This is a genomic window from Saccharothrix hoggarensis, from assembly GCF_042678885.1.
Lineage (GTDB): Bacteria > Actinomycetota > Actinomycetes > Mycobacteriales > Pseudonocardiaceae > Actinosynnema > Actinosynnema hoggarensis.
Window position 1 is genome coordinate 1 of the sequence record NZ_JBHTLK010000156.1, and the last position, 16,788, is coordinate 16,788.

Sequence of the window (16,788 nt, forward strand, 5' to 3'; positions counted from 1 at the left end):
CCGGCCCCGCCGCCTGACCGCGCCCGCCGCCCATGCCCGTCGTCCACGCCGCCCGGCCAGGGGTTCGCGCCCACGGGCCCGCCGGCAGGATGACCGCGTGACCAGGGGCCTGCAGTACCTCGCCGCGTGGTCGGCGTCGACGGCGGTCGCGGTGGCGCTGTCCTGGCTGGGCATCCGGTTCGTGCTCGACGCGGGCGTCCCCGAACGTCCTCGCGTCGTCGCGGGGCCCACGCAGTCATCCGCGATCCGCACCACCACCACGACGACCACGGTCGCCCCGACCACCACGACGACGGTGGCGGTGGTCGCGACGGCCGCCCCGACCACGACGGCGGTCGCCACCACCACGACCACTACCACCACACCGCCGCCCCTCCCGTCCGAGGCGGGCACGTGGACCGAGCAGGACGGCGAGCCGGTGTACCTGCGCAGCTTCCGCCTGCACGGCGGCGTGGCCGCGATCCGCTTCTCGCGCAGCGGGATCGACCCCATCTCCGCCACGCCGCGCCAGGGCTTCGCGGCCACCGTCGAGCAGCCCGCGGACGCCGTCGTGGTCGAGTTCACCGGCCCCGGCCACCGGTCACGGCTGGAGGCGACCTGGGTCGGCGGGCCGCAGTGGCGCATCGTGGAGACCGGCTAGCGGAACAAACTTCGACGTGTGAGGTGACGCCGGCGAGCCCGTGCCGCCGACCCACCCAACTCGTCCAACTCGGGCGACCCGCCCAACTCGGTCAACTCGGCCGACCCAGCCGGCCCAGGCAACCCGGCCAACCCGCACGAGCCGGCCGCTAGGCCAGCGCGACCTCGGCCCGCAGCCTCGGCAGCAGCGCGTGGAACGCGTCGCCGGGGCACACCGTGCCGTCCCAGAAGTCCCGGTGGCCGTGGATCTCCCGGGGCGGGATGCCGTACTGGCGGCAGACCACCGCGCACAGCCACACCAGGGCGTCCCACTGCGCGGCGGGCGGCGTCCCGTCGACGTACGTGCCCTCGTTCTCGATGCCGATCGAGTTCCGGTTCTGCCCGAACGCGTGCGCGCCCTCGACCATCCGGTCGCCCGCGAGCAGCGCGTCCAGGCTCCCGTGCCGCCCCTCCAGCACCACGCCGCCCCGCGTGACGGTGAAGTGCTGGCCGGTGTCGCCCCACCCGTGGCCCACGTGCAGGCGCTGGAAGAACCTGGCCAGCTCGTGCGCGTGCCGCCGCGACCCGTCCGCCACGTTCTCGGTGGCCGTGTGGTGGATCAGGAGGCGCACCGGCTTCCGGTCCACCCTCACCGGCCGGTCGGCGGGCGGCAGGGCGCCCCACTCGGCGCACGGCTCGACCCGCCGCCGGGCGGGTCGGGGCGGCAGCGTCGACGCGCCCAACCCGACCACCGCGCCCGCCCCGAGCAACACCGCGCGCCTGCTGACCACCGCTCCCCCGTTCCGCCGTCCAGGAGTTGATCACAGGGAACCCGCGCGCGGCCACCGATTCGTCACCCCCGGGGCCGATCACGGGCCGCTCACCGTCCGACACCGGCCCCCTGTCCAGCCTCTCACCCGTTCGCGTGGCGGACTCCACCCGATGGCCGAGTGGTGGTTCGATCGCGGTCATGACGCACCCCGGCGAACCGCACCGCGACGACCTCTCCGGCCGGCTCAACTGGCTGCGCGCCGGTGTCCTCGGCGCGAACGACGGCATCGTCTCGACGGCGGGACTCGTCGTCGGCGTCGCGGGCGCGACCGCGGACCGCACCACCATCCTCGCCGCGGGGGTCGCCGGGCTCGTCGCGGGCTCGCTGTCGATGGCGGGCGGCGAGTACGTCTCCGTCAGCACCCAGCGGGACACCGAGCGCGCCGCGCTCCGGCTGGAGGAGCGCGAACTGCGGGAGATGCCCGAGGAGGAGGAGCGCGAGCTGGCGGGCATCTACCAGGACAAGGGCCTGTCCGAGGACCTGGCCGCGAAGGTGGCGCGCGAGCTGACCGAGCAGGACGCGCTGCGCGCCCACGCCGAGGCCGAGCTCCAGATCGACCCGGACAACCTGACCAGCCCGTGGCAGGCCGCGTGGGCGTCGCTGGTGGCGTTCGCGGCGGGCGCGGTGATCCCGCTGGTCGCCATCGTGCTGCCGCCGACGGCCTGGCGGGTGTGGGCGTGCGCGCTGGCCGTGCTGGTGGGCCTGGCGCTGACGGGGGTGGTCAGCGCCAGGCTCGGGTCGAGCCGCGTGGGCCGGGCGGTGCGGCGGAACGTCGTCGTCGGCAGCCTCACGATGGTCGTCACGTACTACGTCGGTCTCCTGTTCGGCGTAGCGGTCGGCTGACCGAAGTCACGGAGCGCGCACACCCTCCGTAGCCGTCCGAAAAAAGTCACCACCCGAAGGTGTGGACTACGCAATGTGCGGGTACCCGCAGCCGACTTGTCACCGTTGAGCGCGACAAGCCCGGACTGGAGGTCTCCGCCGTGACGCACCCGCCCACCTTCGTCCTGTTCCCCCGCGACGAGAAGGCCGAACGCCGGGTCTGGACCCTCCTCGCGGCGCTGTTCGCGCTGGTGGCGGGCGTGAACGTCATCGTCGCGGTGAGCGAGGCGGCGTGGTGGCAGACCGCCGTGGCGGGCTTGTGCCTCCTCGTCGCCGCCGGCTGCCTGAGAGCTTCCCGACGCGCCAAAGGCTGATTTCAGACTGCACTGAAGCGATAGAACTCGCCGAAACTCTAGGCCGACCAGCCCTACCTCGCTGGTCGGAACGGCGTCAAGTAGTGGTGTGATTCACCACGACGCCCTCTCGGACTAGAGCCATAACCGCGAATTCACACTATCGTCACAAGACCCCGGCAACCCCGGTGCACCGCTCAGCGCCACCTCGACGACCCCATCCGGTCGCCGGGAGCGCGCACAAGGAAGTGCAGTTGTCCCGCACAACGGAGTGCGGTCCCACGCCGACGATCTCTCGGGCGTGGATCCACAGCCAGTACCAGCAGGCCGAGCTGTCCGCGTAAAGCCGCGCGCGGGGCGTTCGGCCGCATCCGTTTGCCCAAAAGACGAGGGCGAACAGACGACGCCACGGGAGGGCCCGTTGTGACCCACCACCAGCCGCGAGGCGGCCTCTACGACCCGCAGTACGAGCACGACGCCTGTGGCGTCGCGTTCGTCGCAGACCTGGCCGGTCGCAGAAATCACGCGATCGTGAGCCAGGCCTTGGTGGCCTTGCGCAACCTCGAGCACCGGGGCGCGCGTGGCGCCGAGCCGGACACCGGCGACGGCGCGGGCATCCTGATCCAGGTGCCCGACGCGTTCTACCGCGAGGTCGTCGGCTTCCCGCTGCCCGAGCCGGGCGGCTACGCGGTCGGCACCGCGTTCCTCCCGCACGAGGGCCAGGACGAGGTCAAGGCCGAGATCGAGCGCATCGCCCGCGAGGAGGGCGCCACCGTCCTCGGCTGGCGCGAACTCCCGGTGGACGCCGACCACGTCGGCCCCACCGCGAAGACCACCATGCCCGCGTTCAGCCAGCTCTTCCTCGCCGGTCCCGAGGGACCCCGCCCCGGCGGAGCGGCCCCGGACGGCCTGGAGCTGGAGCGGCTGGCCTTCGTCGTCCGCAAGCGCGTCGAGCACGCCACGGACGTGTACTTCCCGAGCCTGTCCGGGCGCACCATCGTCTACAAGGGCATGCTCACCGAGCCGCAGGTGGAGAAGTTCTTCCCCGACCTCACCGACGAGCGGGTGACGAGCTCCATCGGCCTGGTGCACTCCCGGTTCTCCACCAACACGTTCCCGTCGTGGCCGCTGGCCCACCCGTACCGGTACGTGGCGCACAACGGCGAGATCAACACCCTGCGCGGCAACCGCAACTGGATGGACGCGCGCGAGTCGGTCCTCGCCACCGACCTCATCCCCGGCGACCTGTCCCGGGTGTTCCCGGTCATCACCCGCGGCGCGAGCGACTCGGCGACGTTCGACGAGGTGCTGGAGCTGCTGCACCTCGGCGGGCGCAGCCTGCCGCACGCGGTGCTGATGATGATCCCCGAGGCGTGGGAGAACCACGCCGAGATGGACGCGCAACGGCGCGCGTTCTACGAGTTCCACTCCACGCTCATGGAGCCGTGGGACGGCCCGGCGCTGGTGTCGTTCACCGACGGCACGCTGATCGGCGCGGTGCTGGACCGCAACGGCCTGCGCCCGGCCCGGTACTGGGTCACCGAGGACGGCCTGGTCGTGCTCGGCAGCGAGGCGGGCGTGCTGGAGTTCGACCCGGCCACGATCGTGCGCAAGGGCCGGCTGGAGCCGGGCCGGATGTTCCTCGTCGACACCGCCCAGGGGCGGATCATCGACGACGAGGAGATCAAGGGTCAGCTCGCGGCCGAGCACCCGTACCAGGAGTGGGTGGCCGAGGGCATCCTGCACCTGGCGGACCTGCCCGCGCGCGAGCGCGAGGTGCCGACGCACTCGTCCCTCGTGCGTCGTCAGCAGGCGTTCGGCTACACCGAGGAGGAGATGGCCCTCCTGCTCAACCCGATGGCGCGCACCGGCGCGGAGCCGATCGGCTCCATGGGCAACGACGCCCCGTTCGCGCCGCTGTCGGACCGCCCGCGGCAGCTGTTCGACTACTTCACCCAGCTGTTCGCCCAGGTGACCAACCCGCCGCTGGACGCGATCCGCGAGGAGCTGGTGACCTCGCTGCACGCCACGCTCGGCGCGGAGCCGAACCTGCTGAGCGCGGACGCGTCGTCGTGCCGGCGGATCTCGCTGCCGTTCCCGGTGCTGGACAACGACGAGCTGGCCAAGCTCGTCCACGTGGACGACGACGGCACCCTGCCGGAGTTCCGCACCTTCACCGTGCGCGGCCTGTACGAGGTCGCGGGCGGCGGCGAGGCGCTGGTGCGCCGGCTGGACGAGATCCGGGCCGAGGTGTCGCAGGCCATCGAGGACGGCGCGCGGCTGGTCGTGCTGTCGGACCGGGGCGTGGACGCGACCCACGCGCCGATCCCGTCGCTGCTGCTCACCGGCGCGGTGCACCACCACCTCGTGCGCGAGAAGACCCGCACCCAGGTCGACCTGATCGTGGAGGCGGGCGACGCGCGCGAGGTGCACCACATCGCGCTGCTCATCGGCTACGGCGCGAAGGCGGTGAACCCCTACCTGGCCATGGCGTCGGTGGAGGAGCTGGCCGACGTCGAGCCGGAGGTCGCCACCCGCAACCTGATCAAGGCGCTGGGCAAGGGCGTCCGCAAGACGATGTCCAAGATGGGCGTCTCGACCGTCGCGTCCTACACCGGCGCGCAGATCTTCGAGGCGATCGGCCTCGGCGACGAGGTGGTGGACTCCTGCTTCACCGGCACCACCTCGCGGCTCGGCGGCGTCGGCTTCGACGTCATCGCCGAGGAGGTCGCGCGGCGGCACCGGACGGCGTTCCCGCCCGACGGCCTGCGGCCGCACCACCGGGAGCTGGAGGTCGGCGGCGACTACCAGTGGCGCCGCGAGGGCGAGGCGCACCTGTTCAACCCGCAGACCGTGTTCAAGCTCCAGCACTCCACCCGCACCGGGCGCTACGACATCTTCAAGGAGTACACGCGCGCGGTGGACGAGCAGGCCAAGCGGCTGTTGACGCTGCGCGGGCTGTTCGCGTTCAAGGAGGGCGTGCGCGAGCCGGTGCCGATCGAGGAGGTCGAGCCGGTCTCGTCCATCGTGAAGCGGTTCGCCACCGGCGCCATCTCCTACGGGTCCATCTCGCAGGAGATGCACGAGGTGCTGGCGATCGCGATGAACCGGCTGGGCGCGAAGTCCAACACCGGCGAGGGCGGCGAGGACGCCGAGCGGTTCACCCCCGACGCCAACGGCGACTCCCGCCGTTCGGCGATCAAGCAGGTGGCGTCGGGCCGGTTCGGCGTGACGAGCGAGTACCTGGTCAACGCGGACGACATCCAGATCAAGATGGCGCAGGGCGCGAAGCCCGGCGAGGGCGGCCAGCTGCCCGGCGCGAAGGTGTACCCGTGGATCGCCAAGACCCGGCACTCCACGCCCGGCGTCGGCCTGATCTCGCCGCCGCCGCACCACGACATCTACTCGATCGAGGACCTGGCCCAGCTGATCCACGACTTGAAGAACGCCAACCCGGCGGCGCGCATCCACGTGAAGCTCGTCTCCGAGGTCGGCGTCGGCACGGTCGCGGCGGGCGTCTCCAAGGCGCACGCGGACGTCGTGCTGATCTCGGGCCACGACGGCGGCACCGGAGCCTCTCCCCTGTCGTCCATCAAGCACGCGGGCGGTCCGTGGGAGCTGGGCCTGGCCGAGACGCAGCAGACGTTGCTGGCCAACCGGTTGCGCGACCGGATCGTGGTGCAGACCGACGGCCAGCTGAAGACCGGGCGGGACGTGGTGATCGCGGCGCTGCTCGGCGCGGAGGAGTTCGGCTTCGCCACCGCTCCCCTGGTCGTGTCGGGCTGCATCATGATGCGGGTCTGCCACCTGGACACCTGCCCGGTCGGCGTGGCCACGCAGAACCCGGTGCTGCGGGCGAAGTTCGCGGGCAAGGCCGAGCACGTGGTGAACTTCTTCGAGTTCGTCGCGCAGGAGGTGCGGGAGCTGTTGGCGCAGCTCGGTTTCCGCACCCTGGCCGAGGCCGTCGGGCACGCGGACCTGCTCGACACGCGGGCGGCCGTGGACCACTGGAAGGCGGCCGGGCTCGACCTCTCGCCGATCTTCCACGTGCCGGAGCTGCCGGAAGGCGCGGCGCGGCACCAGGTCGTGGCCCAGGACCACGGGCTGGACAAGGCGCTGGACAACACGCTGATCCAGCTCGCCGAGGGCGCGATCGCGTCCGGTGACCGGGTGCGGCTGGAACTGCCGGTGCGCAACGTGAACCGCACCGTCGGCACCATGCTCGGCTCGGAGGTGACCAAGCGGTGGGGCGGCGAGGGCCTGCCCGACGACACCATCGACATCACGTTCACCGGCACGGCGGGCCAGTCGTTCGGCGCGTTCCTGCCGCGCGGCATCACGTTGCGGCTCATCGGCGACGGCAACGACTACGTGGCCAAGGGCCTGTCCGGCGGGCGGATCGTCATCCGGCCGGTGCCCGACGCGCAGTTCGCCGCCGAGCAGCACATCATCGCGGGCAACGTGATCGGCTACGGCGCGACCGGCGGCGAGATCTTCCTGCGCGGCAAGGTCGGCGAGCGGTTCTGCGTGCGCAACTCGGGCGCGCTGGCCGTCGTCGAGGGCGTGGGCGACCACGGGTGCGAGTACATGACCGGCGGTCGGGTGGTCGTGCTCGGCCCGACCGGGCGCAACTTCGCCGCGGGCATGTCCGGCGGCATCGCCTACGTGCTGGACGCGGCCGTGCCGCGGGTCAACCCCGAGATGGTGGACCTCGACCCGTTGGCCGACGCGGACCGCGAGTTCCTGCGCGGCGCGGTGGAGAAGCACTACCTGGAGACCGACTCGGCGGTGGCGCACGCGCTGCTCGCCGACTGGGACCTGGCGGTGGAGCGGTTCACCAAGGTCATGCCGAAGGACTACAAGCGGGTCCTGGCGGCACAGGCCCGGGCCGAGCTGGAGGGCCGGGACGTCAACGAAGCGATCATGGAGGCGTCTCATGGCTGACCCTCGTGGGTTCCTCACCACCGAGCGTGAGACCCCCCGCAGCCGTCCCGTGTTCCTGCGCCTGCGCGACTGGCGCGAGGTCTACGAGGAGTTCGAGCGGCCCAAGCTGGAGAAGCAGGCCGGCCGGTGCATGGACTGCGGCATCCCGTTCTGCCACCAGGGCTGTCCGCTCGGGAACCTGATCCCCGACTGGAACAACCTGGTGTGGAAGGAGGACTGGCGGCTGGCGTCGGAACGCCTGCACGCCACAAACAACTTCCCCGAGTTCACGGGGACGTTGTGCCCGGCTCCGTGCGAGGCCGCGTGCGTGGTGGGGATCAACGGCGATCCCGTCACCATCAAGCGGGTCGAGATCTCGATCATCGACCGGGCCTGGGACGAGGGCTGGGTGACGCCGCAGCCGCCCGCGACGCGCACCGGCCGCAAGGTCGCCGTGGTCGGCTCCGGGCCCGCGGGCCTGGCCGCCGCGCAGCAGCTGACCCGCGCCGGCCACGACGTGGTGGTGCTGGAGCGGGCCGACGCCATCGGCGGGTTGCTGCGGTACGGCATCCCCGAGTTCAAGATGGAGAAGTGGCGGCTGGACCGCCGGCTCGACCAGATGCGGGCCGAGGGCACCGAGTTCCGGACGGGCGTGAACGTCGGCGTCGACGTCACGGTCGAGGAGCTGCGGGAGTCCTACGACGCGGTGGTCCTCGCGGGCGGCGCGACGGCGTGGCGTGACCTGCCCGTGCCGGGTCGGGAGCTGTCCGGCGTGCACCAGGCGATGGAGTACCTGCCGTGGGCGAACAAGGTGGCGCGCGGCGAGCTGGACGTGCCGCCGATCACCGCCGAGGGCAAGCACGTCGTCGTGATCGGCGGCGGCGACACCGGCGCGGACTGCGTGGGCACCGCTCACCGCCAGGGCGCGCTGTCGGTGACGCAGCTGGAGATCATGCCCCGGCCGCCGGAGAAGCGCGCCGAGGCCAACCCGTGGCCGACGTACCCGATGCTGTACCGGGTGACGTCGGCCCACGAGGAGGGCGGCGAGCGCCTGTACTCGGTCTCCACCGTGGAGTTCCTCGGTGACGACGAGGGCGCGGTGCGCGCGCTGAAGCTGGTCGAGGTCCAGGCGTCCGGTGGCCGGTTCGAGCCGGTGCCGGGCACCGAGCGGGAGATCCCGGCGCAGCTGGTGACGTTGGCGATGGGCTTCGTCGGCCCGGAGAAGGACGGCCTCGTCACCGACCTGGGCGTCGACCTGGACCCGCGGGGCAACGTCGCCCGCGACGACTCGTTCGCCACCTCCGTCGACGGCGTGTTCGTGGCCGGCGACATGGGACGCGGCCAGTCGTTGATCGTGTGGGCCATCGCGGAGGGCCGCTCGGCCGCCGCCGGCGTGGACGCCTACCTGACCGGCAGGCACGTCCTGCCGCGGCCGATCGAGCCGACCGACCGGCCGCTCGTGTGAGCCGTCCCGGGGCGCACAACGACGTGCGCCCTGGGACCCCCTACCCCGCGTGGCCGGCCAACGTCGTCCGGCCACGCGGTTCGTCAGCCCAGCGCCTCCGCGAGCCGGTCGAACGCCTCTCGCACGCGGTCCGACGCCCCGGCGTGCCGCAGGCCCATCGGGCTCGGCATCGGCGCCGTGATCACCGGGACGCGGCGGCCCAGCGCGGCCGTGGGTCCCGGACGGTTCCACTCGTCGCGGGCGACGACCCCCAGCAGCAGCACCGCCTTGAGGTTCGGCACCAGGTCAAGCGGTGCGGGGACGTCGTTCGTCACACCGCACCGCTCGTGCGCGCCGGGTCCGGTCCGGTCGGCCCCGGTGGGCGGGGGCCCGCCGCCCACCGGGGTCCGGTCACCGGAGCCGGTCGCCTACGGGCAGGTCTTCCAGGCGAAGTGGTACGTCGTCTCGACGCTGCCGTCCGTGGAGTCCATCGACATGAAGCTCGTGGTCGTCGTCGGGTCGGACGTGCCCGCGTTCACCCGCAACTCGGTGTTGATGTTGAACAGGCGCTGTTCACCGCACGGGTGGTAGACGATCGCGGCCAGTTCGGTGGTGTCGGTCGCCTGCCAGTCGTCGCTGAGCGGACCGGCGTAGGTGTGGTTCTGGTACGCCGTCGGCGACATGCCCTGGAAGTAGTAGTTCGCCCGTTCCAGACCGGTCGCGCCCCGCTCCAGGTGCGCAAGCCGCGGTAGTCGGCCTGCGCGATGCCGTAGGTGAACCCCTGCGGGATGTTCAGCCTCAGGTTGAGCTGGCAGTTCTTCCGGAAGTCGGTGGGCAGCGCCCCGACACCGACCTGCGCCATGAACTGGCTGTAGGTGACGGTGAACGCCTTGTTGTCCGGTGACACCGCCACCGCGGCGGTGCCGGCCGGGCAGCCCGATCCGTTGACGGTCACCACGTCGATGGTCATGTGGTCCGGCGGGGGTGTGCTGTTCGGCGCGCCGCCGGGCGGGATGACGATCGCCGCCGCCATGCTGGCGGCCACCACGAAATTGAACATGGAGCACCTTCCGACTCGTCCTCGAACGGAAATCGGCGGCGAATTACGCAGATCAGGGGCCGGTCGACCGTCGCCCGTGAGCGGCTAGCAGCGCTTCCACGAGAAGTGGTACGTCGTGCTCACGTTGCTGTCGGTCGAATCCATCACCATGAAGCTCGTGCCGGCGGACGTCCCCGCGGTGACCCGGAGTTCGGTGTTGATGTTCAGCATCCGCTGTTCCCCGCACGGCGCGTAGACGATGGCGGACCAGTCCGTGGAATCGGTGGCCTGCCAGTTGTCGCTGTACGGGCCGTTGAACGTGTGGGCCCGGCGCGCGGTGTCATCCCACTTCCGGACCGCGCGTTCGTTGAATTCGCGACAATGCCGAAAGAAGACGCGGGAGCGGCGTGCTAGTTGGGCCGGGCGGCGACCACTCGTCGGATCAGCCGCACGAGCACCTCGCGCTCGTCGTCGTCCAGCACCTCGAACCACCGCGCCTCGCGCCCGTTCTGGTGCGGGAAGACCCCCGACACGGCGGCGCGCCCCGCGTCGGTGAGCGCCACGAACACCACCCGCCGGTCCTGGCCGTCCCTGGTCCGCTCCACCAGCCCGGCCCGCTCCAGGGTGTTGATCAGGTTCGACATCGCCGACCGGGTCGTGCCGGTCAGGTCCGCCAACCGCGCGGGCTGCGTCGGGCCGAGGATCCACAGCTTGAACATCAACCGGAACCCGGGCATGGTCCAGCCCTGCTCGCGGTGCACCAGCGCCTCGTAGTCGGTGATCATCATGTAGGCCAGGTGCAGCACGTTGTAGGAGAGGCCGAACGCGTCGGCGTTGCCGCCCAGTTCCGCGATCCGGTGCCGCGCGAAGCGCTCGTAGTCGTGCTCCGTCACCACGTCGTCGGCGACGGGAACCTCGTGCTCTGCCACCCGCCGATCCTCGCAGGGCGACCCGGCCGACGGGACCCGAATGCGGCACACTGGCCGGCGTGATCGGGACGAGGCGGTTCGCCACCACGGCCTCGGTCGTGCTGGTGCTCGCCACCGCCGCGTCCGTGGCCGCGAGCTTCGACGTGGTCAAGGGCGAGGCCGCCGTCGTGCTGGACGACCTGGCCCAGCTCGCCACGGGCCTGTTCGCCACGGGCTGCTGCTGGTGGACGGCGCGCCGCGCCACGGGCCCGGACCGGCGCTGGCGGTACGCGATGGGCCTCGGCATGGCCGGCTGGTCCACCGGCCAGGCCCTGTGGACGTGGTACCAGTTGGTCGAGCGGCGGGCCGTGCCGTCGCCGTCGCCCGCGGACGCCGGGTACCTGAGCATCGTCCCGTGCGCGTTCGTCGCGCTGCTGGTCATCGGCAACTTCCGCCGCTCCGAGTCGCCCGACGCCCTGCTGGACCGCCGGTCCCGCAGCGCTCGCCTGGTGCTGCTGCTGGACGGCCTGATCGTCGTCGGGTCGCTGTTCGTGCTCACGTGGACGACGTCGCTCGGCGGGCTCGTCGCCGCGGGCAACCCCAGCACGGCGGCGTTCCTGGTGGCCATCGCCTACCCCGTGACCGACCTCGCGCTGCTGGTCATCGTGGTGGTGCTGAGCGCGGACCGGAAGGTCGTGCTGCGCCCCCAGCTGCGGCTGCTCGGGCTCGGCCTGGTGTGCCTCGCCGCGTCCGACTTCGCCTTCGCCTACCTGGTCAGCATCCAGGCGCCCGAGGTGCCGCCGCTCGCCAACGCGGGTTTCGTGGTCGGTCCGGCGCTGATCGCGCTGGCCGCGCTCGCGCCGCCGCCGGGCGCGCTGGCCGGGTCCACCCGCAACCGCCGGTCCTGGCAGTGGGCCTACCTGCTGATGCCGTACGTCCCGCTGCTGGTCAGCACGGTGCTCGTGCTGCGCCGCACGCTCATCGGCGACCTGCGGCCGTTGGACGGGGTCGAGATCGCCTGCGGCTTCACCGTGTTCGTCGCGGTCATCCTGCGGCAGCTCGTCACCCTCGTGGACAACACCAAGCTGGTCCTGCTGTTGCGGGACTCCGAACGCACGTTGACGCACCAGGCGCACCACGACCCGCTCACCGGGCTGGCCAACCGGGCCGTGTTCGAGCGCAGGCTGGACGACGCGCTGACCGAGCACCACCGCGACGGCACGCCGTTCGGGCTGCTGTTCGTCGACCTCGACGACTTCAAGGCGGTCAACGACGCCTCCGGCCACGCGCACGGCGACGCGATGCTCGAACAGGTCGCCCAGCGGCTGCGGCAGTGCGTCCGCGACACCGACGTGGTGGCCCGGCTCGGCGGCGACGAGTTCGGCGTCCTCGTCCAGGGCGTGGAGGAGCCCGAGCAGGTGGCGTTCCGCATCCTCGACACGCTCGGCGAGGAGATCAGCGCGTCCGTCGGCGTGGTGATCTGCGCGAACCACGACCCCGAGGCCACCGCCCAGTCCGTGCTCAAACGCGCCGACAAGGCCATGTACGAGGCCAAGCGCGACGGCGGCCGGGGTCTGGTCATCCACCCGTAGGAGTGACACGGGTTGCGCACCTCGGCGAGGACTCCCTGTTTGCGCTGCGCAATGTCAGGGCATTCGGGAACGTCCTGTTCACGCGACCGGAGGTACCGCGGTGTCACCCTCGGTAAGCGACAACGTGTTGGCCGACCGCTACCGGCTCCTCGAACCCATCGGGATCGGCGGCATGGCCGAGGTCCACCGGGCCTGGGACACCGTCCTTCAGCGGCACGTCGCCATCAAGCTGTTCCTGCCCGGCCTGGACCCCGCCGGCGCGCAGCGGTTCGACAACGAGGTGCGCGTCCTGGCCGGGCTCTCCCACCCCGCGCTGGTCTCCGTCTACGACGCCGACACCACCGGGCGCACGCCGTTCGTCGTGTTGCGCCTGGTCGAAGGCCCGACCCTGCGCGACCGGCTCGCCGACGGCCCGCTGCCCCTCGACGAGGCGCGCCGGCTCGGCGCCCGGCTGGCCGACGCGCTGGCGCACGTCCACGCGCACGGCCTGGTGCACCGCGACGTGAAGCCGTCGAACATCCTGCTCGACCACGAGGGCGACGCCTACCTCGCCGACTTCGGCCTGGCCCACCTGACCGGCGCCACGCGGCTGACCCGCACGAACCAGCTCGTGGGCACCGCCGCGTACCTCGCCCCGGAACAGGTGCTCGGCACCGACATCGACCACCCGGCCGACGTCTACGCGCTGGGCCTGGTCCTCCTGGAGTGCGTGACCGGCCGACGCGAGTACCAGGGCACCGAGGTCGAGGCAGCGGTCGCCCGGCTGCACCGCGCTCCGGCCGTCCCGGAGGACCTGCCCGCCGACGTCCGCCGACTGCTGGAGGCGATGACGTCGTCCATGCCGCAGGACCGCCCAACCGCGCACGACTGCGCGTCGGCCCTGCGCACGGGAACCCCGCTGTTCGGCGGCGCGGGCGTCGAGCCCGAGACCGGCGATCCCACCGAAGAACTCCCCCGTGCCGCGCGCGTCCCGTGGAAGGGGCTCGTGGCCTCGGCGGGCGCGCTGGTGGGCGCGTTCGCGATCACGGTTGCCGCGATCTCCGAGGAACGGCCCACCACCTCGTCGCCGGCCGCGACCGTGACCGCGACGCAGCAGGCCGCCCCCGAAGAGCCCGTCCCGTCGACCCAGTCGCCGGAGCCGGTCCAGCCCCGGTTCGTCGGCACGCCCCAGGGCGCGGACACCACGCCTCCGCCCGCCACGCCGGAGCAGGAGGCCTCGACGCGGGAGCAGGCCGGCCCGGCCGCCGACAAGCCGAAGCGCGGCAAGGGTTCCGACGAGGTCCCCGGCAAGGCCGGCAAGAACGGCCGGTGACGGGCGGCGGTCAGACGTCGCGCCGCTCGTCGATCTCGACCGACGCGACCACCTCGTCGAAGGACTCGTAGCGTCCCTCCGGGATCGAGTGCAACGCGTGGACGGTGTCCTCGTCCGCGTTGTTGCGCGACGCGTGGTCCACCAACTGGCCCTTGTCCGCCGGGTAGACCACGTCGCCCAGCACGTTGCGCAACCTGCTCACCGTCGTCGTGTCGCTCATCGCCATCCTTCCGCCTCGGCACGTAGCCCACCGGTTACCCGGCGCCGGCGGCCCGACACGTCGCGACTACCGGCCCTCCCGCGGCAAGCGGCCCGTCACCTTGGGCACGAACGCGTAGATGCTGGCCGGCGAGCCGGAGCCGCGGCGGTTGACCGTGCCGCCGACCAGGATGTGCGCGCCCTGCTCGGGCAGCTGCGCCAGGTTCGCCAGGATCTCCAGGCTGATCCGGTGCTCGCGGTAGAGCAGCTTGGACACGCGGTACTCGACGTCGGTGGCGGGCTCGGGGCTGAACGTGTCGGTGCCCAGCGCGCCGCGACGGCCGAGCCGGCCGGTGTTCACCAGCCACTGCACGGCTTCCAGCGAGAAGCCCGGCTGGTGCATCTGGCCGGCGGCGTCGAAGTTGAAGAACGCCGGCGTGCCCCAGCGGGCCTCCCACCCGGTCCACAGCACGACCGCCGCCTCGTTCGGGATGCGGCCGTGCCGCTGCTCCCAGCGCTGGAGGTCGGCGACGGTCACCTCGTAGTCGGCGTTCGCGGCGGCCTGCGCCCGCACGTCGACCTTCACCGCGGGCAGGAACAGGTCCTCGGCGTCCAGCTCGTCGGCGTACGGCTGGTCGTCGTTGAAGTGGGCGGGCGCGCCCCAGTGCGTGCCGGTGTGCTCGCCCTGCTCCACGTACTGCAGGTAGAACCCGTGCTCCGGCACCGTCGTGACGGTGGTGAGCGTGAACGCCGGGTCGCCGGGGTACACGTTCGTCCGGTCCGGGTCGTTGACGTGCGCCAGGTTCACCAACCGGTAGTCGCACAGGGCGAGTTGGCCGGGCCGCCCGGCCGCGCCGGCCGACCCGCTGCCCGCCGCGATCATGCCGCCCACCGCTGTCGCCACACCCGCGAGCATCGACCGTCTCCGCACCGAAGACCACTCCTCTGCCTAGCCGTCACCCGATCCGGGCAACGGTACCGGCTGGGTGATCACATGACGATGACCTGCCGGACGGCATCTCCGGAAGCCAAACGGTCGAACCCGGTGTTCACCTCGTCGAGGGTGAGCCGACCCGACAGCAGTTCCGGCACGGGCAGGAGCCCGGCCAGGTAGAGGTCGACGAACCGGGGCACGTCCCGCCGCGGCACGCACGAGCCGAGGTAGCTGCCCTTCAGGGTGCGTTCCTCGGCCACCAGGCTCAACGCGTTGAGCGAGATCGTGCGGTCGGGGTGCGGCAGGCCGACCGTCACCGTCGTGCCGCCCGCGGCGGTCGCCAGGTACGCCTGCTCCAGCACGGCCGCGACCCCGGTCGTGTCGATGACCTTGTCCGCGCCGCCGCCGGTCAGGTCCCGCACCGCCGCCACCGCGTCCGGACCGCCGGCCACGTCGTGCGTCGCGCCCAGCTTCCGCGCCAGCGCCCGCTTGTGCTCCACCACGTCCACCGCGACGACCTGGGCCGCGCCGGCCGCCCGTGCCGCGAGGAGCGCGGCGAGCCCGACACCGCCGAGCCCGAACACCGCCACCCGGTCCCCCGGCACCACGTTCGCGCTGTGGAACGCCGCGCCCGCGCCGGTGAGCACCGCGCACCCGAACAGGGCCGCGACCTCGAACGGCAGGTCGGCGGGCACGGCGGTCGCCGACTTCTCCGACACCACGGCGTACTCGGCGAACCCGGACACGCCCAGGTGGTGGTTCGGCCGCGTGCCGTCGGGCAGCCGGAGCCGGCGTGCGCCGCTCAGCAACGTGCCCTCGCGGTTGGCCGCCGCACCGGGCTCGCACAGCGCCTGCCGCCCGGACACGCACCGCCGGCACGCGCCACACGCGGGCACGAACGACAGCACCACCCGGTCGCCGACGGCGAACTCCGACGCGCCGGGCCCCGTCTCCACGACCTCGCCCGCGGCCTCGTGGCCGAGCACCATCGGCAGCGGCCGGACGCGCGAGCCGTCGACCACCGACAGGTCGGAGTGGCACAGCCCGGTGGCGCGCACCCGCACCAGCAGCTCGCCCGGACCCGGCGGGTCCAGGTCGAGGTCGAGCACCTGGAGCGGTCCTCCGACCTCCGTCAGCACGGCGCCCTTCACGCGACCACCAGTCCTTCCATCGCGGCACGCAGTTCGGTCGGGATCGGCACCGGCTTGCGGGTGCCGCGGTCGGTGAAGACGTGCACGAAGTGGCCTTCGGCGACCACCTCGTCCCGTCCTTCGGGGTAGAAGCCCAGCTCGTAGCGGACGCTGGAACGGCCGAGGTGGCCGATCCGCAGGCCCGCGTCGACCGCCTCGGGGAACGCCACGGACGCGCGGTAGTTGCAGTGGGACTCGACGCACAGCCCGATCGCCTGGCCGCGGTGGATGTCCAACCCGCCCTCGGCGATCAACCAGGTGTTGATCACCGTGTCCATGAAGGCGTAGTGCACGACGTTGTTGACGTGGCCGTACACGTCGTTGTCGTGCCACCGGGTGGGGATCCGCTGCCAGTGCGGGTAGTCCTCACGCACGCGACCTCCTGATTGCCACACGACCTCCTGGTTCAGTCGAGCATCCGGGTGAGCTCGACCCGGGACCGCACCTCGAGCCTGGCGAAGATGTTCCGCAGGTGGTGCTCGACGGTGCGGTGGCTCAGGAACAGCCGCGCGGCGACCTCCCGGTTGGTCGCGCCCTCGGCGACCAGGCGGGCGATCTGCGCCTGCTGCGGCGTCAGCCCGGCGGTGGGGTCCGCGGTGGCGCGCCCGGCGGCCCGGTCGGCC

The 16,788-nt window shown here is 72.3% G+C and carries 17 protein-coding genes and 1 pseudogene; 8 read left to right on the top strand and 10 right to left on the bottom strand.

Features of this window, described 5'->3' with window-relative positions:
• Window positions 1-97 precede the first annotated feature (97 nt).
• Window positions 98-640 (top strand): hypothetical protein, encoded by a 543-nt coding sequence (locus tag ACFQ3T_RS24875; RefSeq protein ID WP_380726418.1) that lies wholly within the window; start codon window positions 98-100, stop codon window positions 638-640.
• 148 nt (window positions 641-788) lie between these two features.
• Here the strand turns inward: ACFQ3T_RS24875 and ACFQ3T_RS24880 are convergent, their stop codons facing one another.
• A complete protein-coding gene (locus ACFQ3T_RS24880) occupies window positions 789-1,409 on the bottom strand; it encodes a peptidoglycan recognition protein family protein (protein ID WP_380726420.1) in 621 nt (206 codons plus the stop codon).
• Between the two features lie 179 nt (window positions 1,410-1,588).
• On the opposite strand from ACFQ3T_RS24880, the gene ACFQ3T_RS24885 reads away from it, so the two are divergent.
• The 4 genes from ACFQ3T_RS24885 to ACFQ3T_RS24900 all read left to right on the top strand — a co-directional run bounded on the left by ACFQ3T_RS24885 (window position 1,589) and on the right by ACFQ3T_RS24900 (window position 9,013).
• Window positions 1,589-2,293: a VIT1/CCC1 transporter family protein gene (locus ACFQ3T_RS24885; protein WP_380726422.1), complete on the top strand. Its 705-nt coding sequence runs from the start codon at window positions 1,589-1,591 to the stop codon at window positions 2,291-2,293.
• Window positions 2,294-2,433: 140 nt separating this feature from the next.
• The gene (locus tag ACFQ3T_RS24890) at window positions 2,434-2,646 is read left to right on the top strand and encodes a hypothetical protein (protein ID WP_380726424.1); all 213 of its coding nucleotides are present in this window, start codon (window positions 2,434-2,436) and stop codon (window positions 2,644-2,646) included.
• Between the two features lie 402 nt (window positions 2,647-3,048).
• Window positions 3,049-7,569: a glutamate synthase large subunit gene (gene gltB, locus ACFQ3T_RS24895; protein ID WP_380726425.1), complete on the top strand. Its 4,521-nt coding sequence runs from the start codon at window positions 3,049-3,051 to the stop codon at window positions 7,567-7,569.
• Window positions 7,562-9,013, top strand: a complete 1,452-nt coding sequence (locus ACFQ3T_RS24900; protein WP_380726427.1) for a glutamate synthase subunit beta — start codon at window positions 7,562-7,564, stop codon at window positions 9,011-9,013. The genes gltB and ACFQ3T_RS24900 overlap by 8 nt, the downstream gene beginning before the upstream one ends.
• Window positions 9,014-9,096: 83 nt before the next feature.
• Here ACFQ3T_RS24900 and ACFQ3T_RS24905 read toward each other — a convergent pair whose 3' ends face one another.
• Entirely contained in the window at window positions 9,097-9,327 is a 231-nt protein-coding gene (locus tag ACFQ3T_RS24905; protein ID WP_380726429.1) for a hypothetical protein, read from the bottom strand.
• A gap of 93 nt (window positions 9,328-9,420) precedes the next feature.
• Window positions 9,421-9,950, bottom strand: a pseudogene (locus ACFQ3T_RS24910) (DUF4360 domain-containing protein).
• On the opposite strand from ACFQ3T_RS24910, the gene ACFQ3T_RS24915 reads away from it, so the two are divergent.
• Window positions 9,874-10,140, top strand: coding sequence for a hypothetical protein (locus ACFQ3T_RS24915; RefSeq protein ID WP_380726449.1), 267 nt, complete (start codon window positions 9,874-9,876; stop codon window positions 10,138-10,140). The pseudogene ACFQ3T_RS24910 and the gene ACFQ3T_RS24915 sit on opposite strands and share 77 nt — an antisense overlap.
• Here ACFQ3T_RS24915 and ACFQ3T_RS24920 read toward each other — a convergent pair.
• Together ACFQ3T_RS24920 and ACFQ3T_RS24925 are read right to left on the bottom strand one after the other, a co-directional pair.
• Window positions 10,137-10,523, bottom strand: coding sequence for a DUF4360 domain-containing protein (locus ACFQ3T_RS24920; RefSeq protein ID WP_380726431.1), 387 nt, complete (start codon window positions 10,521-10,523; stop codon window positions 10,137-10,139). The genes ACFQ3T_RS24915 and ACFQ3T_RS24920 overlap by 4 nt on opposite strands.
• On the bottom strand, window positions 10,442-10,960 hold the full coding sequence (locus ACFQ3T_RS24925; RefSeq protein WP_380726433.1) for a MarR family winged helix-turn-helix transcriptional regulator: 519 nt from the start codon (window positions 10,958-10,960) through the stop codon (window positions 10,442-10,444). Before ACFQ3T_RS24925 ends, ACFQ3T_RS24920 begins: the two co-directional genes overlap by 82 nt.
• A 59-nt stretch (window positions 10,961-11,019) precedes the next feature.
• Here ACFQ3T_RS24925 and ACFQ3T_RS24930 point away from each other — a divergent pair, with 59 nt between their 5' ends.
• Entirely contained in the window at window positions 11,020-12,531 is a 1,512-nt protein-coding gene (locus ACFQ3T_RS24930; RefSeq protein WP_380726435.1) for a diguanylate cyclase domain-containing protein, read from the top strand.
• A 100-nt stretch (window positions 12,532-12,631) separates the two neighbouring features.
• Window positions 12,632-13,843, top strand: a complete 1,212-nt coding sequence (locus ACFQ3T_RS24935; protein WP_380726437.1) for a serine/threonine-protein kinase — start codon at window positions 12,632-12,634, stop codon at window positions 13,841-13,843.
• 10 nt (window positions 13,844-13,853) lie between these two features.
• Here the strand turns inward: ACFQ3T_RS24935 and ACFQ3T_RS24940 are convergent, their stop codons facing one another.
• The 5 genes from ACFQ3T_RS24940 to ACFQ3T_RS24960 form a co-directional block, all read right to left on the bottom strand.
• A complete protein-coding gene (locus ACFQ3T_RS24940) occupies window positions 13,854-14,063 on the bottom strand; it encodes a DUF2795 domain-containing protein (RefSeq protein WP_380726439.1) in 210 nt (69 codons plus the stop codon).
• A gap of 66 nt (window positions 14,064-14,129) precedes the next feature.
• Entirely contained in the window at window positions 14,130-14,945 is an 816-nt protein-coding gene (locus ACFQ3T_RS24945) for a cyclase family protein (protein WP_380726441.1), read from the bottom strand.
• 86 nt (window positions 14,946-15,031) lie between these two features.
• Window positions 15,032-16,126 carry a zinc-binding dehydrogenase gene (locus ACFQ3T_RS24950; RefSeq protein ID WP_380726443.1) on the bottom strand — a complete coding sequence of 365 codons (1,095 nt, stop codon included), beginning with the start codon at window positions 16,124-16,126 and terminating at the stop codon, window positions 15,032-15,034.
• Window positions 16,123-16,539 carry an acyl-CoA thioesterase gene (locus tag ACFQ3T_RS24955; RefSeq protein WP_380726445.1) on the bottom strand — a complete coding sequence of 139 codons (417 nt, stop codon included), beginning with the start codon at window positions 16,537-16,539 and terminating at the stop codon, window positions 16,123-16,125. Before ACFQ3T_RS24955 ends, ACFQ3T_RS24950 begins: the two co-directional genes overlap by 4 nt.
• A gap of 32 nt (window positions 16,540-16,571) precedes the next feature.
• A partial coding sequence (locus ACFQ3T_RS24960) for a helix-turn-helix domain-containing protein (RefSeq protein WP_380726447.1) occupies window positions 16,572-16,788 on the bottom strand: 217 nt, incomplete at its 5' end.

Excerpts from the sequence above, each read along its gene's own strand:
- ACFQ3T_RS24885 (WP_380726422.1), top strand. The coding sequence starts at position 1,589 with ATGACGCACCCCGGCGAACCGCACCGCGACGACCTCTCCGGCCGGCTC.
- ACFQ3T_RS24900 (WP_380726427.1), top strand. The coding sequence starts at position 7,562 with ATGGCTGACCCTCGTGGGTTCCTCACCACCGAGCGTGAGACCCCCCGC.
- ACFQ3T_RS24940 (WP_380726439.1), bottom strand. The coding sequence starts at position 14,063 with ATGAGCGACACGACGACGGTGAGCAGGTTGCGCAACGTGCTGGGCGAC.